Genomic DNA, 24,797 nt, shown 5'->3' on the forward strand with positions numbered 1-24,797 from the left:
GCACATGCGCCACCAACCGGGGGAGGAATTCATGCTGCTACCAGTAACGCTCTGCGCCGCCGCAGCGGCCGCGATCATCAACATCTGGCTGTCGATCCGCGTCGGCCAGTATCGCCAGAAGTACAAGGTGATTCACGGCGACGACGGTGGCGGCCCGCTGACCCGCCGGATGCGCGCACAGCTCAACTTCGTCGAGAACACCGCCTTCGTGCTGGTCCTCGTCGCGGCGATCGAGATTTCCGGCAAGGGCGGCGACTGGTGGCTCGCCGCGGTGGCCGGCATCTACATGCTCGCCCGCGTCGCGCACGGTATCGGCATGGATGCGGAGACCGGCACGAAACCGCGCATGTTCGGCGTGTTGGTGACGATGCTCACGCAGCTCGGCCTAGCGGTCGTTGCAGTACTGATCGCCGCGCGAGTGCTCTAGCTTAGCGCGTAGTCGCTCACGAAGGCGTTGGTCTTGCGCTCCTGGCCGAAGGTGCTGACCGGGCCGTGGCCGGGAATGAAGGTGATGTCCTCGCCCAGCGGCCAGAGCTTCTTCGTGATCGAATCGATCAGGTCCTGGTGATTGCCCATAGGGAAGTCGGTGCGCCCGATGCTCCCCTGGAACAGCACGTCGCCGACGATGGCGAACTTGCTCGGCCCATGGACGAAGACCACGTGGCCGGGCGTATGGCCCGGGCAATGGATCACGTCGAGTTCGAGCTCGCCGACGGTGACCTTGTCGCCGTCCTCCAGCCAGCGGTCGGGCTCGAACACCTGCCCGTTCACGCCGTAGCGCGCACCGTCCTCGTCGAGGCGCGAGATCCAGAAGCGGTCGGCCTCGTGCGGCCCCTCGATCGGTACGCCGAGTTCCTTGGCGAGGATGCCGCTTTCACCGCAGTGGTCGATATGACCGTGGGTGATGAGGATCTTCTCGATCTCCACCCCGGCCTTCTCGATCCCGGCGCGCAGCTTGGGCAGGTCGCCGCCCGGATCGATCAGCGCGCCCTTCATCGTCTTGGTGCACCAGATCAACGAGCAGTTCTGCTGCAACGGCGTCACCGGAAGGATGGCGGCTTTCATGGCGGGCTGTTTCGGCGTGTCGGTCATGGAGCGTGATGTGGCTTCTCGCGGCGGACAGTGCAAGGCGTCAAAGCCGTCCGCTCTTCCAAACGACGCGGCCGACGATCTCTATATCCTGTGCGTTCACTTCGAGCGGCGGATAAGCGAGGTTCTGGCTGAGCAGCGAGTAACGCCCCCCACCCTGCGCGGCGACACGTTTGACGAGCAGCGTGTCCTCCAGACGCACGACATGGATCCCGTCGCGGAAGGGCTGCGGCGAATGATCGACCAGCACCTCGTCGCCGGCGCGTAGCAGCGGCTCCATCGAATCGCCTTCGACCGTGATCGCCGACAGGTGCGAGCCGTCGAGGCCCTGTTCGCGCAGCCAGCGCTGCGAGAAGCGGAAGTTGTCGAACGGGCGCTCCTCCCCGCCGAACGCACCCGGCCCGGCAGATGCCGAGAGCGACAGGCGCGGCACGTCGACCCAGCCGCTGTCCAACGGCACTTTCCCGGGCGCCGTATAGGATTTTTCCTCCGGCCCGCCGAGTTCCGATTCGGGCACACCGAAGAAATCCGCGAGGACGCGGCGATCGCGCTCTTCCAGCTTCCTCGGACTGCCTTTCTTGATAAACTGTTGGAGATATGTTGGATTTCTGCCGATCATCTCGGACAGGCGGGCGAGGCTACTGCCCCTCTCCTGGGTCAATTCAAGCAAGCGGTCACGTGGGTTCGACATAGGGTCCTCATCGTCGATTTTTTCCTATGTAACCGATGTATTTTTCCTAGACAAGTAGGATTTCTCCCATCACGACTCGGGTCATCGGGCGACTCGGACAGCATTCGGGACGCCCGCCATTCCAGCAAAAAGGGAGTCGCATGCTCATCCGATCGATCGAGAAATTCCTGCGCCAAACGGGAATGCCGGCCACCAAGTTTGGCCGCCTCGCCACCCACGATCCACGGTTCGTCCTCGACCTGCGCAATGGCCGCATCCCGCGCGCCGGGACGCAGGCACGGGTCGGGACTTTCATGGACAGCTACCGGGGAGAGCACCATGTCGGCTGAAGCGCTGGTTTCCGTCCCCAAAGCCCCGGCCCGCCCGCGTCGCCGTACCGCGGCCGACCGCCTGCGCTGCGCGATACTGCAGCTTGCAGGCGGGCGCGGCGAGGTCATGCAGCATGACGAGCGCAGCTGGGCGAGCGTCACCTTCAGCGGCTCGCGCCATGCGCTGCGACTGGTGTTCGAGGGAGAAGAGGCCGTGGAAGCGGGCGAGGCGTTGGTGGCCGCCCTGCCCGACCACGAATTCACCCTGCCCGGTCACCTGGTCGCCGATGCGACGATTAGCGCCGTCGAGCACACGCTCGTGCCCGAGCCGCGCATGCTGGTGGAATGCGAAGTGCTGCTGCTCGAAGAGGCCTAGGTCCGCCTGACGACGAGATTCCGGATTTCGGTCATGTCTTCCATGGCAAAGCGAATACCCTCGCGGCCGATTCCGGAATCTTTCACTCCGCCGTACGGCATGTTGTCCACGCGGTAGCTCGGCACGTCGTTGATCACGATGCCGCCGACTTCGAGCCGGTCCCATGCATCGAACATCTTGAAAAGGTCGCGGGTGAAGATCCCCGCCTGAAGGCCGAACATCGAGCGGTTCACCTCGTCGAGCGCATCGTCGAAGTCGGAGAACTTCTGCAGGATCGCGAGCGGCCCGAATGCCTCCTCGTTTAGCGCGGCAGCATCGCGGTGGACGTTCTCCAGCAGCGTCGCCTCGAGCATATTGCCCTCGCGCTTGCCGCCGCACAGCAGGCTCGCCCCGCCCTCGACCGCCTCGTCGATCCAGCCCTTCAGGCGCTTCGCTTCGCCTTCGGAAATCATCGGACCGATGAAGGTGTCGCGGTTCTTCGGATCGCCGGCCACGAGCGACTTGGTCTTCTCGACCAGCATCTCCTTGAAGCGGTCGTAGACGCTTTCGTGGATGATGATCCGCTGCACCCCGATGCAGCTTTGGCCCGATTGGTAGAACGCGCCGAAGATGACCCGCTCCAGCGCGTCATCGAGATCGGCATCCTGGTCGATGATCACCGCGGCGTTGCCGCCGAGTTCGAGGACGATCTTCTTCTTCCCGCAGCGCGCCTTCAGGTCCCAGCCCACGCCCGGCGAACCGGTGAAGCTCAGCAGTTTCAGCCGCTCGTCGACGGTGAACAGGTCGGCCCCGTCGCGGCTTGCAGGCAGGACCGAGAAGGCACCCTTTGGCATATCCGTCTCGGCCAGGATTTCGCCCATGATGATCGTGCCGAGCGGGGTCTTGGACGCAGGCTTGATGATGAACGGGCAACCGACCGCAATCGCCGGCGCTATCTTGTGCGCGGCAAGGTTGAGCGGGAAGTTGAACGGCGAGATGAAGCTGCACGGCCCGATCGGATAGCGCTTCCAGATCGCCTGGTAGCCCTTCGCGCGCTCGGAAATGTCGAGCGGCATCGCCTCGCCATACATGCGTACCGATTCTTCGGCCGCAATGCGGAAGGTGTCGATCAGACGGGTGACCTCCCCCTCGCTGTCCTTGATCGGCTTGCCCGCCTCGACGCACAGCGCATAACTGAGCTCGTCGAAGCGCTCCTCGAACCGGTCGACACAGTGCTGCAGTACCGCCTGCCGCTCATAGCTCGCCATGCGCGCCATCGGTTCGGTCGCCTCGACCGCGCCGACGATCGCCTGGTCGATGATGTCGGGCGTGGCGAGCGCGGTGCGGAACGCGACCTCGTTGGTGAACTTGTCGGTCACTTCGAGATCGGTGTTCGGCTGCGCGGCCTCGTTGTTCAGGTAGAGCGGGTACGTGTCCTTGAGCTTGACCATTTGTGTCTCCGTTTCCTGAACAAGCTCAGAGCTTTGCGCTCAGTTCCTTGATTTCGTGATTGAGGATGCTGTCGTTCTCCGAATAGTCGACCGGGCAGTCGATCAGGTGCACCCCGTCGGTGGAAAGGCAGGTCGCCAGCACTTCCTTCAGGTGGTCGGCGCTTTCGACCCGGTGCCCCTTGGCGCCATAGCTTTCGGCATATTGCACGAAATCCGGGTTGCCGTAGGTCAGGCCCCAGTCCTTGAAGCCCATGTTCGCCTGCTTCCAGCGGATCATCCCGTAGGCATCGTCGCGCAGGATCAGCACGGTGACGTTGAGGCCGAGGCGCACCGCGGTTTCCATCTCCTGGCTGTTCATCATGAAACCGCCGTCGCCGCAGATCGCCATGACCTTGCGCTCGGGATAGAGCATCGCGCTCATCATCGCGCTCGGCAGGCCCGCGCCCATCGTCGCCAGCGCATTGTCGAGCAGCACGGTGTTCGGAAGGTAGGCGGTGTAATTGCGCGCGAACCAGATCTTGTAGACCCCGTTGTCGAGGCAGATGATCCCGTCTTCCGGCATCGCGCCGCGCACCTGCTGGACGAGATGCGGCGGGAAGATCGGGAAGCGGGCATCGTCCATCAGCGGCTGCGCATGCTTTTCTTCCGCGCGGCGATACTCGAGCATGTGGTCGAACTCCCACTTGCCCTGCTTCACGATGTCTTCCTTTATCTGCCAGATGGCATTGGCGATGTCGCCGATGACCTCAATCTGCGGGAAATAGACCGGGTCGACCTCTGCCGTTCGGTTCGAGATATGGACCACGGTCGCGCCGTTCGGCTTCATGAAGAAGGGCGGCTTTTCGATCACGTCATGGCCGATGTTGAGGATGCAGTCGGAATCCTCGATCGCGCGGTGGCAGAAATCGCCCGCCGACAGCGCCGCGCATCCGAGGAACAGCGGGTGGCGTTCGTCGAGCACGCCCTTGCCCATCTGCGTCGTGACGAAGGGAATGCCGGTCTTCTCGATGAACTGGTAGAGCATGCGCCCGGTCATCTTGCGGTTCGCGCCCGCGCCGATGACGAGGACCGGCGACTTCGCCTTCTCCAGCGCCTCGACAGCCAGCCGGACGGCTTTCGGCTCGGCAGAGGGACGGCGCGCCACCGAGCGCGGGATCGGCTCGGCATCGGTCATTTCCTCGGCGATATCCTCGGGGAATTCGAGATGGACCGCGCCGGGCTTTTCCTCTTCGGCAAGGCGGAAGGCCTCGCGCACGCGGCTCGGGATATTGTCGCCCGCATGCAGCTGGTAGGCGTATTTCGTGATCGGTCCCATCATGTCGACCACGTCGAGGATCTGGAAGCGGCCCTGCTTCGATTTCTTGATCGGCTTCTGGCCGGTGATCATCATCATCGGCATGCCGCCGAGCTGGGCATAGGCGCCTGCGGTAACGAAGTTCGTCGCGCCCGGGCCGAGCGTCGCGATGCACACGCCGGTCTTGCCGGTGTGCCGCCCGTAGGTCGCCGCCATAAAGCCCGCGCCCTGTTCGTGCCGGGTCAGGATCAGTTCGATCTTGTCGGAATTCGAGAGGCTTTCGAGGAAGTCGAGGTTCTCCTCGCCGGGCACGCCGAAAATATACTCGACGCCCTCTGCCTCGAGGCACTCGATAAACAGGTCTGATGCTTTTTTCTTGTCGGCCATCGCCAGTCCCCCCTCGTGGGCAGCGTGCTGGAGCTGCCCTGCTTCGTCAGGCGCGACCGTCGACGGCTCGGTTTCCCTGCCGCTCTATATGCTTGGCCTAACAAATGAGGGGCGCGGAGTCACCGCCTTTGATGGCGGTCAGTAGCCCCGCCGGGGATCGAACACCGGATGCAATTCGCCGCCTTCGAGATAGGCCTTGAGATTGGTGACGAAGCGCTCTGCCGAGCGGCGGAACATCGAGTTCTGCGCACGGCCCGACAGGTGCATGGTGATATGCGCGTTCTCGAGGCCCCACAGCGGGTGCTCGGAAGGCAGTGGTTCCGGCTCGGTCACGTCGAGCAGCGCGCCGCCGATGGCCTTCGCTTCCAGCGCCGACACCAGCGCCGGCTGATCGACCACCGCGCCGCGCGCGACATTCACCAGCACCGCGCTGTCCTTCATCGCGGCGAGTTCGTCGGCGCCAATCATTGCGTCGGTTTCCGGCGTCGCAGGCACGGCGAGGATGACCCAGTCGAACTCGCCGAGGCGCGTACGCCATTCGTCCGGGCCGAGCGCACCGTCGGCTGCAGAGCGCCGGACCGGCACGACCTCCACCCCGAAGGCTTCGAGGCGCGGCTTCACCTGCTGGCCGATCGCACCATAGCCGAGCAGCAGCGCGCGCGTGCCGGGCAGTTCGATCTTGCCGGGACTGTCGAGCAGCCATTCCTTGCGGTCCTGCGCGCGCACGACTTCGCGGTAGTTTTTGGCGTATGCGAGGATCATCATCGCGACATATTCGGCGATGGCGATGGCATTGATCCCCGCGCCGTTGGTGATCAGCACCTTGCGTTCGAGCAGCAGGTCGAGCGGCAGGAAATCGAGCCCGGCATAGATGGAATTGAGCCACTTGAGATTCTCGGCCCGCTTCACCGCCTCGATCATCGGCCCTTTCTGGTCGAGGTCGAACCAGCCGATTTCCGCCTGCGGGGCAAGCTCGTGCAGCTCGTCGACCGAGCTGTAGAACCTAGCGTCGACACCTTCGGGCAGGTGCGGTTCGAGAAGCGGGCGAACGAGTGCGCTCAATACGGCTGTCGGCATGTCTGTCTGTGTCCTCTCTTTGCGCGCCACTTGACCGAATGCATGGCGCGACCGCAAGGCTAAAACCATGCTGCCGCGCTATTCGATCATCGACGGCTTCCTCGGCGAAAGCGCTGCGGGCGAATTGCTGGAGCTTGCCCTGGCGAGCGAACATGCTGCCGAGCCGGCTGCCGTGACTGCGAAGTCAGGATATGCGATCGACGCCTCGTATCGCAGTGCGCTTTCGCTCCCGATCGACTTGACCGAAAATGCGAGCCCCTTCCGCGAGGCGATCGACCGCAGGATGCGCGAGATATTCGATAGTGTCGGTATTCGCGCGTTCGAAAACCCGGTGTTCGAACTCGAATGCGTCGCGCACCGCGACGGCGGCAAGTTCGCCGAGCATATCGACACGCTGACGGACAGTTCTCGCGGCAAGAGCGACCGTATCGTCAGTGCGGTCTACTACTTCCACCGCGAACCGCGCGGCTTCACCGGCGGCCAGCTTGCCCTCCACGGGATAGGCTCGAAGGAGCGCGTGAAGATCGAGCCCGTCCACGACCGGCTGGCAATCTTCCCGTCCTTCGCCCCGCACGAGGTCAGGCCGGTTTCGGTCCCCGGCAACGCCTTCGCCGACGCGCGCTTCTCGATCAATTGCTGGATCAGGCGCCCCCGCGCCTAGCCCAGCTTCCACTCCCAGCCGAGCGGGTCGCCGTCCATTACCTCGACGCCCTTGGCGGAGAGCTCGTCGCGGATGGCGTCGCTGGTGGCGAAGTCCTTTGCCATGCGCGCTTCCTTGCGGCGCAGCAGCTCGGCTTCGATTTCTTCCTCGGTAATCTGCGCGTTTTTCGGACGAATACGCAGGTCCTTGCGCGAAAGGCCGAACAGGTCGAGGCCGAGGACGCTGTCCATCCGTTCGATAGCCGCGCGCTTGATGCCGGCATCGACCTTCTTGACCGCGAGCGCGTCTTCCAGTGCGGTCAGCGCGATCGGCGTGTTGAGATCATCGGCCATCGCATCGGCGAATTTCTCGAGCGCCGGTGCGAACTTGGGATGGTCGGTTTTCGGGGCGGCTGGCGCATGCAGACGCTCGACCGCCATGACAATGCGCTTGAGGCGGGTCAGCGCGGCTTCGAGCCCGTCCCACGAGAACTCCAGCTCGCTACGGTAATGCGCCTGCAGGCACATCATGCGGTAGGCGAGCGGGTGGTAGCCCTTGTCGATCAGCAGCTGGAGGCGAAGGAACTCGCCCGCGCTCTTCGACATCTTCCCCGATCGTTCGACGAGGAAGTTGTTGTGCATCCAGATCTTCGCGCCTGAATGCGTCGCCACGTCCAGCCCGCCACAGCCGCAGAACGCCTGGTTCTGGGCGATTTCGTTCGGGTGGTGAATCTCGCGGTGATCGATCCCGCCGGTGTGGATGTCGAACGGGAAGCCGAGCAGCTTCTCGCCCATGACCGAGCATTCGAGGTGCCAGCCGGGTGCGCCCTTGCCCCACGGGCTGTCCCATTCCATTTGCCGCTTCTCGCCCGCCGGGGTCTTGCGCCAGATGGCGAAGTCGGCGGCGTTGCGCTTGCCTTCGACATCGCCGATGCGGCTTTCACCCTCGTCGGTTTGCGCACGCGCCAGCCGCCCGTAATCCTCGACCGTCGAGACGTCGAAATAGAGCCCGCTTTCAAGCTCGTAGCAATGCTTGTCGGCAATGCTCTTCGCGAACTCGATCATCTCGTCGATGTAATCGGTCGCGACCGACCACTTGGCCGGCTCGCGGATGTTGAGCGCCTTCACGTCGGCCCAGTAAGCCTCGGTATAGTGGCGCGCGATGTCCCAGATCGATTGCGCCTTCTGCGCCGCCATCTTCTCCATCTTGTCCTCGCCCGCATCGGCATCGTCGGTCAGGTGGCCGACATCGGTGATGTTGATGATGTGGGTGAGCTTGTAGCCCTTCCAGCTCAGCGTACGGCCGAGGATATCGGCGAAGACATAGGCACGCATGTTGCCGATATGCGGGTAGTTGTAGACCGTCGGCCCGCAGGTATAGACGCGCGCCTCGCCGGGATGGACGGGCTCGAACGTCTCGAGACTGCGGGTCAGGCTGTTGAACAGCTTGAGAGGCGTATCACTCATGGCTGCGCGCCTTGCACATGGCCGGGGTGAGCGGTCAAGCGGGCAATGCTATTCGGACGGCCCGGTTTCGCAGGGTTCGCCGTCGGCAGGATCGCACTCCGGCTCGAAACTCCACAGGTCCTCGTTGCCTGCCCCCGTCACCGGTTCGTCGATCAGCGGATCGTCGGCAGTCAGCGGGTTTTCGCGCAATTCGACCAGCATGGTGTCGAAGAAGCCCTGCCCCGACTTGTCGTTGCCGTCGGGCTTGCCGTTCTCGCGGTCGATTTCCTCGCGGGTCGGGAAGTCGTTGTCGTCGGTGATGATGCTGATGACGCAGAGCGACGGGCGCGCGATGAGGCAGCCGTTGATCGTCGAGCGGCCCGATGCGGTCACGTCGTCGAGATTGACCAGCTCCAGCGCGTCGATCCCCGTCTGGCCCGCGACGATGCCGTTGATCACGATATCGATCACGGGACCGAACACGAACACCTCGTCGGCAACGAAACCGCGGCGATCGTCGAAGGCAATGCCGTCGCCCGTGTTCTGGATAAACAGCGCATTGTCGACGCTGAAGCCGATCGTCCCGGCCTGAAAGAAGCCGTCGGGGCGGGAATTGCCCTCGCTGTCGCCGAGCCTCAGGTTGATCTGGTCGAGCGAGGCGCCGGCGATGTCGCTTCGGGCGCTGCTGCTGATCGCCTCGATCTGGAAGGCGCTCATGTCGAGGACCCCGGTGAAGGCGGAGTTGGCATCGAACAGGCCGATGTTGCCGGACAGGAAATCGACCGTGATGAGGTTCGATGCACCGATGAAGACGCCCGTATCGGACGTGGCATCCGATACGCCGAGGCTGCCGATCACATCGATGTCGCCGCCGATGATCGAAAGCGTTCCGGACTGCCCGATATTGCCGTCGGTCGCGCTCGTGCCCGCGCCTGCGATGACCGAAAGATCGTCGATGGTGACGAAGCCGTCGAGGTCGCCTGCATCGACGGTCACATCCCCGCCGGAGAAGATGCGGGAGAATTCGTCGCCGTCGAGCTCGTAGCCCGAACTGCCTCCGCTCCCGCCGAGCGTGACGTCGCTCGCAAGCGGGAGAAGGGTGATTGCGTCCGTCCGGTCGCTTTCGCCCAGCGCGCCGGCCGAACCGATGGTGATGTCCGAGGAGATCACGTCGATCAGGACGCCGCTTGCGAGTGCCTGCAATTCGACCAGGCCGCCTGCATCGATCTGCAGATTGCCGGCCACACTGACGAGGCTGTTCACGACGACGTCCACCGCAGCACCGATCAGGATGTTGCCGCCGCTGGTGGTCACCTGCTGCGTACCCTGGAAGCCCGATGGCGGGGCGGAGTCCAGCGTGAGGACGTCGTTGACGAATGTGCTGCCACCCGTGCTCACGAGACGGATATCGCCCGGTGCGCTTGCCCCCTGCACGTCGAGATTACCGCTCGTCTCGATATCGATGGTCGAAACGCTCGCGTCCGCCGTGACGGCAAGGTCATGCGTCGAGCGCAGGAATATGCTCTCGCCAAAGACCTGCAGCACGTCGTCGAGCAGGATATCGGTCGCGACCGAGACCGGGCCGGCGCTGGAAGTGAGGAAGCCGGCCCCGCTGGTCAGCGTGCCGATATCGATGCCCTGGTCGCCCGAGATCGAGACGAATTGCGGGCCTCCCGTCCCGGTCACGACATCAGCCACGGTCACCGTGCCGCCCGAGGTCACGTCCACGAAATTCCCCGCATCGAGCGTCGTCGCATCGACATCGCCCGTGGTGAAGATCGAAATCGCATCGCCCGCGACCACATCGACCATCGCGATGCTTCCGTTGATCGAGAACAGGAAGACATTGGTCCCCGCATCGATCCCGCCTGTGCCGGTAATTGCGCCGTCGGCGAAGATGTCGACAATTCCGTCTGTGCCGATGTTGTCGAAGGTGAAAGTGCCACCGCTGCTTGCACTGAAATTGCCGAGAACGTCGACCAGCGCGACCGCGATGTCGCCTGCCGCGCTCAGCGCCAGGCTGTTGCCCGGCACCGAAGTCGCGCCGACCAGCGTGTCGCCCGATAGCGTGATGCTGCCGTCGCTCGCGGTCATGCTGCTTGCGCCGTCACCCGCGGTGGTCGTGCCGCCGGAAATATTGCCGTTGCCCTGCCGCGTGTTGGGCGTGATCTGCGCGAGCAAGGTGATCGTCTCGCCCGCTGACAGGCTGACATAGTCGATCTGGCTGCCGGTCACATCGACCAGCCCCCCGGCCGAGGAATTGCCGAGATCGACGATGTCGTCGACCGAAATCACGATATCGCCGCCGGTGATGATCGAATTGAGCCCGGTCGTGAAATCGTCGCCGCCGGTTGCGAAAAGGCTGCCGGTCGCCTCGAGATGATCGACCGTAATGCTGTCCAGCGCGGAAAGCGTGACGTCGCCGTCCGCGATCAGGTTGAGCACATCGAGCGTGCCCGCATCGGCTGCAATATCGACGTCTCCGCCCGACAGCACTTCGTCCACCACGAGCACGCCGGACTGGAGCGAAACGTCCCCGGCCGCGTCCACCTGGACCCCGGTCATCAGGCCGCCAGCACTGAATTCGGCGGTGGAGCCAACAAGGTTGGCATCCTCCGCCGCGAACACGATCGAGCCAAGCTGGCCAGCAAGTGCCGGATCGAGGACGAGCGAGAAGGTATCGATCCCCGCGCCGCTGGTGCTCGCGGTATCGAACGAAACCGCGCCGCTGGCATCGATGGTGATGTCGTCGCCAGCGCCAAGGTCGCCCAGCGTCACGTCGCCGAGTGCGGCGACCGCGATATCCTCGCCGGCTGCCAGCGTTCCGCTGGAGGAGACATTGCCAGCGGCCAGCAGGGCGATGCTCGCAGCGCTCGGCACGCCTGCGCCGGTCGCTGCCGATCCGATCGACAGGTCGCGTCCGGCAGAGAGCAGGATGTCGCCGCCATCGGTCGTAACGGCTCCCACGACGATGTCGCCGGTCGCCCCGCCCGCGATCAGGCTGATACCCGCGCCCACGCCGGTGGTCGTCACGTCGCCGGGGCCGACATTGGCGCCGATCACGCCGTCCGCCGTCCGCAAGGCGATGCCGCTTGCCGACAGGAGGCTGTCGAACAGGATATCCGTCCCGCTCAGCAGGCTGATGATATTGGCCGACCCGTCGCCGATCGCAATGGAGGAGCCGGTGATCGAAAGGGTCCCGCCCGCGTCGAGGTCGCCGCCGGTCACCGCATCTCCCGCGATCAGCGTAATGTCACCGCCCGCGATCAGGTCGAGAAGATCGATGGTCGAAAGGGAATCGGCGTCGATATTGCCGCTCGCATCGATCGTCCCGAAGACGACCGAACCGCCGTCGAGCTGAACATTGGTCGCAGTGTCCGCGAAATCGAGCTGCGCAAGGCCGCCCGCGCTCAAATTGATGTCGGTCCCCGGAACCACCACCGTCCCGAGGATGATGTCGCCGCCCGCCGACACGTTGAAATTGCCGGTACCGACCGACACGGCGTCGACCACCATGCTGCCGGGCAGCGAGAAGAAGCCTTCCGGCGCGCCGCCTGCGCCCGCTGCACTGGTGATTTCGCCGCCTGCAGTGATCGAGGTGGCGAAGACGTCCTGCCCGACCGTAATCCCGACATCGCCGGTGCTCGCGATATCGGCAGTGCCAAGCAGGCTGCCGGCCGCGTCGATCACCACCAGCCCGCTCGAAATCGCCGCGTCGAACAGGTTCACATCGCCCGCGAGGCTCGTCGCGCTGAACAGGTTCGCCGCGTTGAGCGTCGTCGCGATGCCGTTGGTGCCCATGACGATATCGTCGCGGGTGGTGATCAGGATCTCGTTCGCATCGACCGTGCCCTGCTCGATGATGAGCTGGATCGTGTCATTGTTGCTCGCCTGGCCGATCTCGATGATGTTGTCCGCGACGATATTGCCGACGCAGATATTGCCTTCGAGGCAGGAGGCGGAGAGCAGCCCCGCATCGTCCGACTGTGCGAGGCCGGCATTGGGCGCATCGTTGATGTCGAGCGCGATCGAGCTGGCGATGAAGCTGCCGTCGAGGCCGTCGATCGCGTTCGCCTCGGCAATGATCGCGCTGCCCGTCGCATCGAGCGTTCCATCGACGACCAGCGAGGCGATCGGCGTCGCGGGAACCGAAATGAGGAGCGGAGCAAGCGCGCCGGCCTGCAGGTCGAGCACGGCGGAAGCGTTGAAGGGATCGGCCGGATTGGGCGCAATCGCCGGATTACGCGCCGCGATCAGCGTCGCGCCGGTTTCGACGATGATGTCGTCGCCGGTCTGGACCAGCAGGTATTCGTCCGCAGCGGTGGTCGAGCCGGTGGCAAAGACCGCGTTCCCACCCGAACGGACTTCGATGGCGGCAAAGCTGTCGACCGTGCCCGTAATGGTCGCCACGGCGGTATCGTAACTGCCCGAAAGAGCCGACTGGAAGCCTGCATCGATGAAGATGCCCGCCCCGTTGAACGGCCCCTGCGGACCGGTGGCGATGGCATCGCGGATAGTGACGTTTCCGGCGGCCTGGGCAACGATCTGCGCTTCTGCGCGAAGGTCATCGGCGTCGATATTGCCGCCCGAGATCAGGAATATCTCGCCAGCTGAGACGATGGCGCCGGGCTGGAGATCGATATTGCCGCTCGCATTGGCGAATAGCGTGAGGCCAGTATCGACCGATTCCAGCCCTGCACCATTATTGGTGTGGGTGGCTACGATGTTGCCGCCAGCGGTTAGGTTCGCGGAACCGCCAACGACGAACTGCCCGTCGCCGTCGAAATCGAACACGATGTCCCCGCCGACATTGGCGCTCGCATTGTTGAGGACGGTGATCGGGCCGGAACTGCTCTCGATGGTCAGCGACGGAGTGCCCGGCGTGGTCAGCGTGCCGGTCGCGTTGACGATCAGGTCGACCATGGTGATCAGGCCCGCAGGGTCCGCCGAGCCGTCGACGATGGTGATCGAGCCGCCAGCCGTCGAGCCGACGACCGTGCCGCCGCCCGCAAGCCCCGATGCGTTGATCGTGACGGTGCCGAGGGTCAGCACACCCGGACTGCCGTCGAGCGTCTGGATAAGCGGGGTGCCGCCATTACCTGCGCCGCCATTGCCGTCGGGTGCGCGGCCGAGATCGCCGCCCTGGCCGCCGAACCCGCCGAACCCGTTTGCATCGAGCTCGACGATCGGGGCGATTATGGTCCCGCCCGTCGCGATGATGGTCGGCGAGCCGCCGGTACCCGAACCGCCATCGCCCCCGAGCCCGGTGAACCCGCCGAGATCGATGCTGGTCCCGCCGCCAACGCCTCCGGTCCCGCCCGATCCGGTGGCTCCAAGCACGAAATTCAGGTCCGCCGTGGGAAGCAGGGTCACGGTCGCGCCGCTGCCGACCTCGATGCTAGTCGTGCCGCCGAAGCCGTCGCCGCCTGCGCCGCCATTGCCCGCCACGCCGCCAGCGGCATTGCCTGCGCCGTTGCCGGCCGCTCCGCCGAACCCGTTCGCGCTGAGCACCATGGTCTGCGGATCGACCGAGAAAGTCGCACCCGGTCCCGAGATTGCGAGGGCTGCCGTGCCGCCCGTTCCCGATCCGCCAGCACCGCCGTCGCCGCTCGCCAAGGTCGCATCGCCTGCACCGCCGTCCGTGCCCGCACCGCCGACCCCGTCAGCCTCGATGAAGATATCGGCAATTGCGCCGAGCAGCGGCCCGGTCCCCTGAACCTCGAACCGCGCAGAGCCCGCAGTGGCATTGCCGCCCGCGCCGCCATTGCCGAATTGCCCTGCAAGCCCGCCCGTTCCGCCGGTCGCATTCGCGGAAATCGACAGGTCGACGAGGTTCGGCAGGTCCACCGTGCTGACGAAGCTGATGTCACCGCCCGTCGCACTACCGCCCGCCTGGCCGGACTGTCCTGCCACGCCGTCGCCGCCGTCGCCGCCAGAGGCATTGGCCGCAAGGTCGATCAATGTCGCAGCCAGCGATGCGTTGTTGGTGAAGTCGATCGATCCCGCCTGCGCATCATAGCTCTCGCCCGCATTGGCGAGGAAGCCGTCGGTCGCACTTGCCGAGACATCGATCTGGATATCCGACGAAGCGACGATCCCGTCGGCGAAGTTGAGCACGATCGAGCCGCCGAACGCATCATTGCCTGTCTCGGGCAATGCACCTTCACCGTTGGGGTCGATCGCCGCATCGGCCGAAGCGTCGAGCGAAATCGATCCGCCGACGAAGACGCGGCTGTTCGCGCCGGTCACGTTGAAAGTGATGTCGCCGGCCGTCGCAGTTCCCGACTGGGCGAGACCGAATCCCGACTGCGCACCAGCGTTGACGACGAAATTGTTGGTCGCCACGATCTCGCCGCCCTGCGACACGTCGATATTGACCGTCCCGCCGACACCGTCGCCGCCAATGCCGCCCGCATTCAAGTCGCTTGCGCCGACACCCCGCGCCGACACCGTAAGTGTGCCGTTCACCAGCAACCCGCTGACGGCGCTGTCGTTGTCGCGCCCTGCATCGTCGACCGTGATGTTGACCGTCCCGCCGACACCGTTCGCCCCCGCGCCGAGCAGCATGGAACCGAAAGCGATGATGCTTGCCCCGCCGGTCGCCGCGACGTCGAGCGACTGTTCGCCGATGGCGATGAAATCGACCGGGTTGTTGAGGCTGCCGATCGCCAGAGTGCTGTTCTGGCCGTCGACCTTGAGCGAAAGACCGCCGCTCGCCTGCGCTACGCCGAGGGAATCGATCTGCGTGTTGCCGAACTCGATATTGCCCGTCGCATCAGCACCGTTGCTCTCGGCAGAGAGAATGACGACACCGTTCAGCACATTGGCCGCCGTCGGTTCGTCGTATCCGATGTTGCCGCCGACCAGCATGGTGATGAAATCGTCCTTGCCGACCGCGTTCATCGATATGGCGCGCAGCGTGTCAGTCGCCCCGCTCGGGCCGGAGGTCGTGCCGGTGTGGACGATACCGTTGGCATCTTCCGTGCCGACGGTGACGGTCATGTCGAACAGCGTGCCCGACACCGTCAGCTGGCCCTGCTCGGCCGCCGTATAGCTGATGTTGCCGTTCGCCCGGACCGTTCCCGCCTGCTCGATGCGCGGTGCCCACATGGCGACGTAGTTTTCGGCATCGATCGTCGCGCCGGTGCCAATCAGGATCGAGCTGTCCGGCTGCGACACGCCGAGGAAATTGAGCTGCGTCCCCGCGCTGTCGATCTGCGCGATGTCGCTCGTCGTGAGGACAAGGCTGCCGACATTGAACGCGGCGTTGTCGGTCAACAGGATGCCGCCCGGGCTGTAGAACCACACCGTCCCGCCGATCGGCCCCGCATCGACGAGGCGGCTGGTCACCGTCCCTTCGAACGCGATGCCGCGATATTCGCCGAAGGTGTCGGGCGCGGAGAAAATCCGGTTGAGGATCGTGTACTCGCCCTGCAGCCCGACGAATTCGAGCTCGGTACCCGCAGGCAGGAAATTGACCCAGCTGTCGGTCGTCGCGAGGGTATCGGTGTCGAAGGTCGTCCAGTTGACCACCGCTTCCTGCGTATTGACCTGGACCTGGTCCTTGGTCGCACTGCGACTGAAAGTCACGTTCCCGGCAACGACCGTGGGGGTGCCCTGCGCCGAAACGGTGCCGTCCTGACGAGCCGCCACGACCGGCGCTGCATCGAGCGTAACGACACTACCGGCCGAGCTGGCCATGATCTGGTGCTGGTCCCCGCTCGGGGCGCTGGGCGGCAAGCCACCGGGCTGCGGCACACCGGGAGCGCCGGAAGGCGGGAGGCTCGGCTGGCCGACGGGAATCGCAGGCTCGAGCATCATCGGTGCAGCGCGCTCGCCGACCTGCGCGTGGGCGGGCGATGCGGTGAAGGCCGCTGCGGCGACGACCGCCGCCAGTGCCGACGAGGTGCCCAGCAGCGATCGCTTGAAGCTGCTTCCAGCCGTTCTGCCCGCCTGTGAGACCGTCGTCATCATATTCTCCCTTCGCGCAGCATCGCCGGTCCCGTCAGCGGGACCACGGTGCGAGCTGCACTGTGAGGTTGATCAGGAACCGAACGTCGCCGCGCTCGAACTGAAATGGGGACCGCTCGAGCGGCACCGCGCCGAGCGCTTCGATGTAGACCCGGTTGCCGATATTCGCCCTCAGGCCGCCGCCGGCTGAGCTGATCGTCTGCGGATCGCCTGCGATGTTCTTGCTGCTCACCGCCATGACGTCGAAGAAGGCGAAGGGTTGGAAGGCATTGCCGCCCGGCGTTTGCGGAATGAGCGAGCCGTAGGCGACCTCGACGCTGCCGCCATATCCGCTGTCGCCGATGACCGAGCCCGGATCGAAGCCGCGCCCGGCCGTGTAGTTGCCGCCCGAAACCTGCTCGAAACTGAGCAGTGCGTCGGGCGAATACTGGAAGCGCGGCGCGAGCGTGAAAGCCAGCAGAGGGTTCGGCCGGTAGTCGAGCCGTGCTTCGCCGCGGATCAGGAAGCCGGTCGGATCGCCATCGAGCCGCGAGATCGGATTGCGCGAAGGATCGGCGCAGGCGATGAAGAAATCGCCGCACGGCTTGCTCGCGCCCAGCAAGTCGATCCCCTGCCGCACTTCGAGCGCGCCGGCAAAACCGAACCTAGGCTCAAGGCCGGAATAACCGCCCGCCCCGCCGATGCTCGCCTCGTCGACCTTGTTGTATTCGAGCCGCGCGAAGACCACGCGCAGGTCGTCCTCGCTCAGCGGGACTCCGGCGAAATCGGTCTGCTGCTCGATCAGGTCGAAACCGAATGTGCCGAGGAGGCTCGAGGCCTGCGAGCGCGCGAACGGATAGCGGGCATAGGCGGTTGCGATGAAGGTCTCGGATTCGAAGGCATTCGGCCCCGGCACATCGGGCTGCGACCAGGCGGCGGTTACGCCTGCGCCAAGGGTCAGCCCCTCGCCGCCGACCCTGAACTCGTGGCTGCCCTGGATAACGACCTGCTCGCTCGGATTGGCGGTCGCATATCCGCTGATCACGGTCTGGTCGCCCATGCCGGTCAGCCCGTTGAACTGCATACGGAGCAACCCGCCGAAGCGCCCGACGGCCTTGGAACCGTAGTTCTGGATGTTGGCATCCGCGACGAACGGCGTGTGGGTGACGTTGAAAATGCCGACGACATCGCCCGGCTGCGCCCCGGCCGCGCGGTCGGCAGGCTGGAGGACCATCCGCACGTCGAGCCCGGGAATGTCGCGCGCGAGCAGCAGGTAGCGCTCGGCATCGTCGATCCGGAAGACCGGCTGGCCGGTCAGCTTGTCGATATAGCGCTGGAGATGCCGCGCCGACTTGCCCGCTTCGCCGCGGACCTGCACTTCGGTCAGGCGGGCGAGAATGGCATCGAAGCGGACGACCCCGTCCTCGATCTGCTGGACCGGGACCTGCACCGCGGCGAGATAACCCGCATCGCGCAGCAGGCGCGCCGCATTGTCGCGAATGTCGCAAATCGCGCCAACCTGCAGCTCCTGCCCGATCAGGTCGGAATAGGCAGGCGCGACGATTGCGGGGTCTACCGCCTCGAGGCCGGTGAACTGCGCACCGGCGAAAGTGAAACGGACATCGGCGAACTGCTCGCTCGCCAAGGGGCACGGTGCACGTTGGGCCTCGCCCTCGACCACGACTGCCTCGCCCTGCGCGGTGAGCCGGTCTTCGAGCCGCTCGCGCTGGATTTCCTCGCGCGTGGTCGGCGCCGGCTGGGCCTGCGCCTGCGCGAGCGCAGGGTAGAATGCGGCGGCGACAAGAAGTGACGCGGCAAATGCCTTTCGCCCATTGTGGAGCATCGTGCTGGGTCCAGTTCTCATCTGCTCGCTTGTCCTGGTCATTGTGCGAGCACCGCCTCTCCGTCCGCATTGCCTGCCGCAGCGGCGTCGGCCGTCTGGGCGGGCCCGCGCGATAGTAGCAGCCGTGTCGCATCGCCGATGATTGCGAAGCCGCCCCAGTAGTAGGGGTGCGAAGTCACCGCATCGTCCATCAGCAGCTGCTGCGACTGGCGCAGCGCGGTGCCTACATCGGCCTGGCGCGCACGGCTGAACATGCCGGTCATCAGGCGCTCGGTCGCTTCGTAGTCGTCCGGCGCGGGCCAGTGGCTCGCCATGACCGAGCGGCTGCCAGCGCCGACGAAGCTGCGCACCAGCCCGTCGAGCGAGGTGCCGCCGCCGGTTGTAAGGCCCGCCGCCCGGGTTGCCTCGATGCTCGCCTCGCCCGCCGTGTCGCAGGCCGAGAGGATCACGATGTCCGCATCGAGATCGAGGTCGAAGATTTCCTCGAAAGTGAGGAGCCCGTCGGACTCGCCTTCTCCGAAAGACGTCAGCAGCGCGGGCCGTGCCGGGCATTCGGGACGCGGCGGCGCGACGAGGCCGTGGGTCGCGAAATGCAGCACGCGGAACTCGTCGAGATCGTCCTTCTGCTTGACCACCGTGTCGGAGAAACGCTGGCCGGTGATGATCTCGCTCTGCCCCTCGCCCACGATCTGTCGCGCCACGACCAGCTCGTCGTCGTCGATCGGCTGGTTCCACAATTGCGCGTTCCAGCCGCAATCGTCGCTGCCGTCGACATAGGCCGCACGGATGCTCGAACCGCGCGTATCGCCGATCGGCGCGTTCTCGCCCATGCCGAGATATTCGCGGCCCGCACTGGACCCGCCGACACGCCGTGCATCGACGAAGGACTGGGCGGAGACGGCCGTGCTGACGATCCGGTCGCGCCCGAACCAGGCGATGCCGCGGAAGTCGAACGGATCGCCCCCCGCCTCGACCCGCGCATTGTAGGTCGCGATGGAGCCGTCGTCGGTCACGAGGATGTCGAGCGGCAGCCGCAGCAGCGCACCGTCGGGTTCGAATATCAGGTGATCGACCCCGGCCAGTTCGGCTGCCAGTGGCTCGAACAGCACGCCGTAAAGCTCGCGCGCATAGTCGAGGTCGTAGGGATAGGTGTTGTACTGCCCACCCTCGTAGAGCGAGATCGAGGCGCGCAGCATGTCGACGAGGAAATCGAGATCCGCCTCCGTCGCATCGAGCTTGAAAGCACGCGCGGTATCGCGATCGGTGAAGAACATGAACGCGTCGCCGCCGATGAGCGAGAGGCGCGCATAGCCTTCGCCCGGGCGCAGCGCCTCGCGAAAGGCCGACAGTTCGAGCGCGCGCGGGGCGACGACGCGGTATTGCGGGAAATCGTTGAGCCGCACCTGCGTCTGCTGCTGCAATTGCTCGAGCCGGTCGATCTGCGCGGCAAGCTCTTCCTGCTGCTGCATGGTCGCCGCCGCCTGCTCTGCGCGGGCGAGGCGATTGTAGCGGATGCGCAGCCGCTCGATATCGCGCCCGAGGTCGAGCGACTGGCGGAACAGCCGCGCGCCTTCGTCCGAATTGGCACTCAATTCGCGCGCGAGGACGGCCTGCGTTTCCGCGACACCGGGGCGCAGCAGCACCTGCAGGGCGCGGAACAACTCGGACGCGGCCTGCGGATCGCCATCCACCTGCTCGGCGAGCTTCTCGTAATAGGGATTGAGCTGGTTGGCGAAGCCGAGGACCGCGTTCCGCTTGCCGACCGAGCGGTCGATCACGTCGCGATAGAGCGCCATCGCCTCCGCTTCGCGCCCCTGCCTCAGGAGGAAGGCAGCCAGCCGCGCCTCCGCACTGCTGACCGCGCGGCGCTCGGGATACTGGATTTCGAGGATTTCGAGCCCGTTGCGCAGCAGCGTTTCCGCCGTGCCCGTGTCGCCCCTTTGCTCTGCGAGAATGGCGAGTTCGCCCAGCACCTGCGCACGCATCCGGGCGATCGAGGTCACCCGCCCGTCGCGCACCGCGATGGCGCGGGAATAGGCATCGAGGAAATCGCGCCGCGCGCCTTCCGCATCGCCGAGGATGCGCTTGCCCGTGCCGCGCAATTGCAGCGCCTGCGCATCGATAATCTCCGCCCGCTCCTCGGGCGTCAGCTTCAGCTCGTCGACGAAGCCGAGCAGCTGCGCCGAACCGCCCGTCCGGTTGAGCCGCGAGGACAGCGGGACGGTGATCTGGAGACCACCTTCCAGTTCGTCCATGCCCGCACTCGATGCCGCAAGATCGCGGCTTACGCGGTCGACGGCCTCGAAATAGAAACCCTGGTTGAGGAGATGGAAAGCCTCGAAATTGCGCTGCAGCCGCCCCGCCACCGGATCGCCCGCGGTCAGTTCCTTCGCCTGCGAGAATAGCCGGTTCGCCTCGGAAAACTGGCCGAGATTGCTCTTCTGGAGCGCGCGGTTGATGAGGAACTCGCCGGGATTGATCGTTGCGTCGGCCTCGGCCTCGAGGCGCTCCTGCAAGGTTTCGAAATAGGCGGCAGCCTCGGCATATTCCCCGCCTAAGTTGCGGCGATAGCCTTCCCATAGGGCCTGCTCGGGCTCGAGCGTGCCGGCCTGCACCCGGGCGAAGGATAGCGGATCGACGACCGAAGTGGTCGCAATGTCGATCGTCCCCTCGGCAATGCGGTTGTCGACGACCGATTGCAGCGTGAGCAGCGTCGCATCGTCATAAACCGAGAAGCCGCGAGCGACATAGCGCATGCCGTCCGTGTCGAGCGTGAAGACGGAGTAGGTCAGGCCCGATGCGGTGTGGCGGCACTCCGCGCGGCGCAGCCCGCTCAGCCCGGCGCGGCTGGCGGAGGTAGCTGCCGGGCATTCGGCGACATCCTCGCTTGCCGAGGCAGCGAGCGTGACCGGATCGGAGACGGGCGTGCGATAAGCGAACACTTCCGCCACCGGACGGTTGGAATCGCGGCACACGACTGCCCAGCGGCGATCGAACATGGTCTGCTTGGATGGATTGTCGACGCTGCGATCCTGCACCTGGCACAGGACGCCGTTGGTATCGCCGATCGGGAAGCTGTCGCGCACGAGCACGTCCTGCCCCTGCCCCAGAGCGGTCTGCGGCAATGCCGTACCCGCCAGTAGTAATGCCGTGATTGCCGCGCCAGCTCGCATGACGAAGGCTTCCCTCCCCTCCGAACAGGGCCGGGAGAAGTCCCCGCCCTATCCATGCGACCTGATTTTCCTGTTCTTTTCTTCGGCGACCCTAGCGAGTGGCGCGAGTCGCCACTAGGAAATTTTGGACATTCGCCGAAATTCGGCAAATCAATGGGTTAACCGTCCGAAAAGCCTTCCCAGCGGACAACTTCGTCGAGGCTCGCGCGGGCCACGTCGAAGGTGTTGACCGGTGCATCCGGGTCGCGGTGACCGATTGCCATGCCGCAGAAGAAGGTGTGGTCGTCGGGAATGTCGACCACTTCGCGCACCTGCGGGCTGTAGGCGGCCCAAGCCTCCTGCGCGCAGCTGTCGAGCCCTTCCTCGCGCAGCAGCAGCATGATCGTCTGCAGCCACATGCCGATGTCGGACCACTGCGGCGGGCCCATGTATTTGGGCGTGTGGACCAGCATCAGCACCGGCGCACCGAAGGCGCGGAAGTTGTTGGCGAACCACATCAGCCGCTTCGCCTTGTCCTCGCGCGCAATGCCGAGTGCCTTGTACATATCCTCGCCGATACCGAAGCGGCGATCCTCGTAGATGCCATCGAGCTCGGGCGGATAGATGTGATACTCCGGCTTCATCGCCGCGCGGCCCTTGGGAAACTCCTGCGCGACCCGGTCGAACAACGCCTGCATCGGCTCGCCCGTGAGCATGATCGCGTTCCAAGGCTGGACATTGCCGCCCGAAGGCGAACGCTGTGCCTTCTCCAGCACGCGGGTAAGCACCTCGCGATCGACCGGCTGGTCGGTGAATGCGCGGACGGAACGGCGGGTCTGGACGGCTTCGGTTACGTTCATACTCATTCCCATTCGAAAACGACCACACCGCGCTCGGAGTGACCGGAAAAGCTGCGATAAAAGGCTTTCGCCTGTTCGTCATCGCCTTCGGCAGCGAGCCAGACGGGCCATAGTCCCTCCGCCTTGCCGAAATCGATGACGGTTTGCATCAGCCGGGTTGCGACACCTTTGCGGCGGTGGTCGGCATGCGTAGCCAGTTCATTCACGAAGAGGTGCGGGTTCTTGTCCGGATGCAGGATCTTGCTGGCGCTGACGAAGCCAATCGGCTGGACATCCTTGAAAGCGAACCAGATGAATTCGCGGTCACTCGAGAGGAAGTCTTGCGACTGATCGAGTTTCGGCGGGAAATCGAAAAGGCCTTCTGCCGACATCAGCAAGGCGAGATCGTCCGCCTGAAGCATCCTGATATCGAAACGATCGATCAATTGTGGATCACTCCACCTCGAAAAGTGCGGCCAGCTGCTCGATGATCGTGCCGCCCAATTGCTCGACATCCATGATCGTCACCGAGCGCTTGTAGTAGCGGGTCACGTCGTGGCCGATGCCGATGGCGGCGAGCTGTACCGGCGAGGCTTTCTCGATCCACTCGATCACGCGGCGCAGGTGCTGTTCGAGGTAGCCGGCGTTGTTCACGCTGAGCGTGCTGTCGTCGACCGGCGCGCCGTCGGAGATGACCATCAGGATGCGGCGGTCTTCCGAGCGGGCGAGCAGGCGCTCGTGCGCCCAGAGCAGCGCCTCGCCGTCGATGTTTTCCTTAAGCAGCCCCTCGCGCATCATCAGGCCGAGGTTGCGGCGCGCGCGGCGCCACGGTTCGTCGGCCTTCTTGTAGACGATGTGGCGCAAATCGTTGAGGCGGCCCGGATGCGGCGGCTTGCCATCGGCGAGCCAGGCCTCGCGGCTCTGCCCGCCCTTCCATGCGCGGGTGGTGAAGCCAAGGATCTCGGTCTTCACGCCGCAACGCTCCAGCGTGCGGGCGAGGATATCGGCACTGATCGCGGCGATGCTGATCGGGCGGCCACGCATCGAGCCGGAATTGTCGATCAGCAGGGTGACGATCGTGTCCTTGAACTCGGTATCGCGCTCGACCTTGTAGCTCAGCGAATGGCCCGGGCTGATGACCACGCGGGCGAGGCGCGCCGCGTCGAGCATGCCTTCTTCCTGGTCGAAATCCCAGCTGCGGTTCTGCTGCGCCATGAGGCGGCGCTGCAGGCGGTTGGCGAGCTTGGTGACGACCGATTGCAGGCCGGTCAGCTGGCTGTCGAGATAGGCGCGCAGCCGGTCCAGCTCCTCGCTGTCACACAGCTCGGGCGCTTCGATTACCTCGTCGAAGCGGTCGGTGAAATACTTGTATTCGAAGTCGTTCGGAATGTCGGTCCACGGGCGGTTCGGGCGGACCGGCAGCATGCCGTCGTCGCCTTCCTCGCCGACCTCGCCGTCGGACATTTCATCGGAGGATTCGAGCTCGGTCTCGGCCTCGCCGTCGCTCTCGCCTTCCTCCATCTCGCCGGCCATTTCGGTGGCCTGCGGATCGCCCTGGGCGCTGTCCTCGTCCTGGTCGTCCTCGTCCTGCTGTTCCTCGCCCTCGTCCTCGTCGCCGTCATCATCGTCCGATGCGCCGTCTTCCTCGGGGCGGGTGAGCTCGAGATGCTGCAACATGTCGAGCGCAAGCGACTGGAAAGCCTCCTGGTTGTCGATCGACAGGGCGAGCGCTTCGAAGTCGCCGCCGGTGCGCGCCTCGATGAACTCGCGCACCATGTCGACGCCCGCGCGGGCCTTTGCCGGGATTTCCGCACCAGTCAGCTCCTCGCGCAGCATCAGGCCGAGCGCGCTCTGCAGCGGCACCTCGTTCTCGCCCTGCGCGCGGCTGATCGGATCGGACGCGGTACGCAGTTCGACCGCGGCATCAAGGTTCTCGCGCATGCCGCTGAAATTGTTCGCCCCGAGCGCTTCGTAGCGAACCTGCTCGATCGCATCGTACACCGCCCGCGCGACCGGCTCTGCCGGGGCATTGCGGACATGCAGCGCTTCGTTGTGATGGCGCAGCTTGAGGGCGAAGCTGTCGGCAAACCCGCGCGCCTCGCTCGCCTGTTCGGGTGGCAGGCTGCGGCCCGGCAGCGGCACGCGGAAGTTCTTGCCCGAAGCGCTGGGCGCATCGGCGCTCCACGCGACCTCGACTTCCGGCTCACGCGAAATGGCGCGCGCCGTACCGGTCAGCGCGCGCTTGAAGCGGTCGAGGGGAGTTTCGTCGGCCAAGT

At 65.1% G+C, this 24,797-nt stretch carries 16 protein-coding genes; 4 read left to right on the plus strand and 12 right to left on the minus strand.

The features are described from left to right. The first annotated feature begins 31 nt into the window (after nucleotides 1–31). Complete coding sequence (locus EO245_RS11475; protein ID WP_128893054.1) at nucleotides 32–427, plus strand: MAPEG family protein; 396 nt, start codon at nucleotides 32–34, stop codon at nucleotides 425–427. Here EO245_RS11475 and EO245_RS11480 read toward each other — a convergent pair. Beyond that, on the minus strand, nucleotides 424–1,065 hold the full coding sequence (locus tag EO245_RS11480; protein ID WP_128893558.1) for an MBL fold metallo-hydrolase: 642 nt from the start codon (nucleotides 1,063–1,065) through the stop codon (nucleotides 424–426). The genes EO245_RS11475 and EO245_RS11480 overlap by 4 nt on opposite strands. A gap of 67 nt (nucleotides 1,066–1,132) precedes the next feature. Further along, the gene (locus tag EO245_RS11485; protein WP_370246156.1) at nucleotides 1,133–1,606 is read right to left on the minus strand and encodes a helix-turn-helix transcriptional regulator; all 474 of its coding nucleotides are present in this window, start codon (nucleotides 1,604–1,606) and stop codon (nucleotides 1,133–1,135) included. Nucleotides 1,607–1,920: 314 nt separating this feature from the next. Between EO245_RS11485 and EO245_RS11490 the strand changes: the two genes are divergently transcribed. Together EO245_RS11490 and EO245_RS11495 are read left to right on the plus strand one after the other, a co-directional pair. Continuing rightward, nucleotides 1,921–2,109: a hypothetical protein gene (locus tag EO245_RS11490; protein WP_128893056.1), complete on the plus strand. Its 189-nt coding sequence runs from the start codon at nucleotides 1,921–1,923 to the stop codon at nucleotides 2,107–2,109. Continuing rightward, the gene (locus EO245_RS11495; protein ID WP_128893057.1) at nucleotides 2,099–2,464 is read left to right on the plus strand and encodes a hypothetical protein; all 366 of its coding nucleotides are present in this window, start codon (nucleotides 2,099–2,101) and stop codon (nucleotides 2,462–2,464) included. The genes EO245_RS11490 and EO245_RS11495 overlap by 11 nt, the downstream gene beginning before the upstream one ends. On the opposite strand, the gene EO245_RS11500 is transcribed toward EO245_RS11495, so the two are convergent. The 3 genes from EO245_RS11500 to EO245_RS11510 all read right to left on the minus strand — a co-directional run bounded on the left by EO245_RS11500 (nucleotide 2,461) and on the right by EO245_RS11510 (nucleotide 6,652). Then, a complete protein-coding gene (locus EO245_RS11500) occupies nucleotides 2,461–3,894 on the minus strand; it encodes an aldehyde dehydrogenase family protein (protein WP_128893058.1) in 1,434 nt (477 codons plus the stop codon). The two genes, EO245_RS11495 and EO245_RS11500, sit on opposite strands and share 4 nt — an antisense overlap. Nucleotides 3,895–3,919: 25 nt before the next feature. Further along, the gene (locus tag EO245_RS11505; RefSeq protein ID WP_199798652.1) at nucleotides 3,920–5,575 is read right to left on the minus strand and encodes an acetolactate synthase large subunit; all 1,656 of its coding nucleotides are present in this window, start codon (nucleotides 5,573–5,575) and stop codon (nucleotides 3,920–3,922) included. A gap of 138 nt (nucleotides 5,576–5,713) precedes the next feature. After that, nucleotides 5,714–6,652, minus strand: a complete 939-nt coding sequence (locus EO245_RS11510) for a D-2-hydroxyacid dehydrogenase (protein ID WP_128893060.1) — start codon at nucleotides 6,650–6,652, stop codon at nucleotides 5,714–5,716. A gap of 67 nt (nucleotides 6,653–6,719) precedes the next feature. Here EO245_RS11510 and EO245_RS11515 point away from each other — a divergent pair, with 67 nt between their 5' ends. Continuing rightward, complete coding sequence (locus EO245_RS11515) at nucleotides 6,720–7,313, plus strand: 2OG-Fe(II) oxygenase (protein ID WP_128893061.1); 594 nt, start codon at nucleotides 6,720–6,722, stop codon at nucleotides 7,311–7,313. On the opposite strand, the gene cysS is transcribed toward EO245_RS11515, so the two are convergent. The 7 genes from cysS to cobT form a co-directional block, all read right to left on the minus strand. Beyond that, nucleotides 7,310–8,758 (minus strand): cysteine--tRNA ligase, encoded by a 1,449-nt coding sequence (gene cysS / locus EO245_RS11520; protein WP_128893062.1) that lies wholly within the window; start codon nucleotides 8,756–8,758, stop codon nucleotides 7,310–7,312. The two genes, EO245_RS11515 and cysS, sit on opposite strands and share 4 nt — an antisense overlap. A gap of 48 nt (nucleotides 8,759–8,806) precedes the next feature. After that, nucleotides 8,807–16,711, minus strand: coding sequence for a hypothetical protein (locus EO245_RS11525; protein WP_128893063.1), 7,905 nt, complete (start codon nucleotides 16,709–16,711; stop codon nucleotides 8,807–8,809). Nucleotides 16,712–16,742: 31 nt separating this feature from the next. Continuing rightward, the gene (locus EO245_RS11530; RefSeq protein WP_164931313.1) at nucleotides 16,743–18,551 is read right to left on the minus strand and encodes a ShlB/FhaC/HecB family hemolysin secretion/activation protein; all 1,809 of its coding nucleotides are present in this window, start codon (nucleotides 18,549–18,551) and stop codon (nucleotides 16,743–16,745) included. 17 nt (nucleotides 18,552–18,568) lie between these two features. After that, nucleotides 18,569–21,703 carry a CHAT domain-containing protein gene (locus EO245_RS11535; protein WP_128893065.1) on the minus strand — a complete coding sequence of 1,045 codons (3,135 nt, stop codon included), beginning with the start codon at nucleotides 21,701–21,703 and terminating at the stop codon, nucleotides 18,569–18,571. Nucleotides 21,704–21,861: 158 nt separating this feature from the next. Then, complete coding sequence (locus tag EO245_RS11540; protein WP_128893559.1) at nucleotides 21,862–22,542, minus strand: nitroreductase; 681 nt, start codon at nucleotides 22,540–22,542, stop codon at nucleotides 21,862–21,864. 2 nt (nucleotides 22,543–22,544) lie between these two features. Next, entirely contained in the window at nucleotides 22,545–22,967 is a 423-nt protein-coding gene (locus tag EO245_RS11545) for a GNAT family N-acetyltransferase (RefSeq protein WP_164931314.1), read from the minus strand. Nucleotides 22,968–22,974: 7 nt separating this feature from the next. Next, complete coding sequence (gene cobT / locus EO245_RS11550; protein WP_128893067.1) at nucleotides 22,975–24,795, minus strand: cobaltochelatase subunit CobT; 1,821 nt, start codon at nucleotides 24,793–24,795, stop codon at nucleotides 22,975–22,977. Between the last annotated feature and the right edge of the window lie 2 nt (nucleotides 24,796–24,797).

This window comes from Erythrobacter sp. HKB08 (genome assembly GCF_004114695.1).
Lineage (GTDB): Bacteria > Pseudomonadota > Alphaproteobacteria > Sphingomonadales > Sphingomonadaceae > Parerythrobacter_A.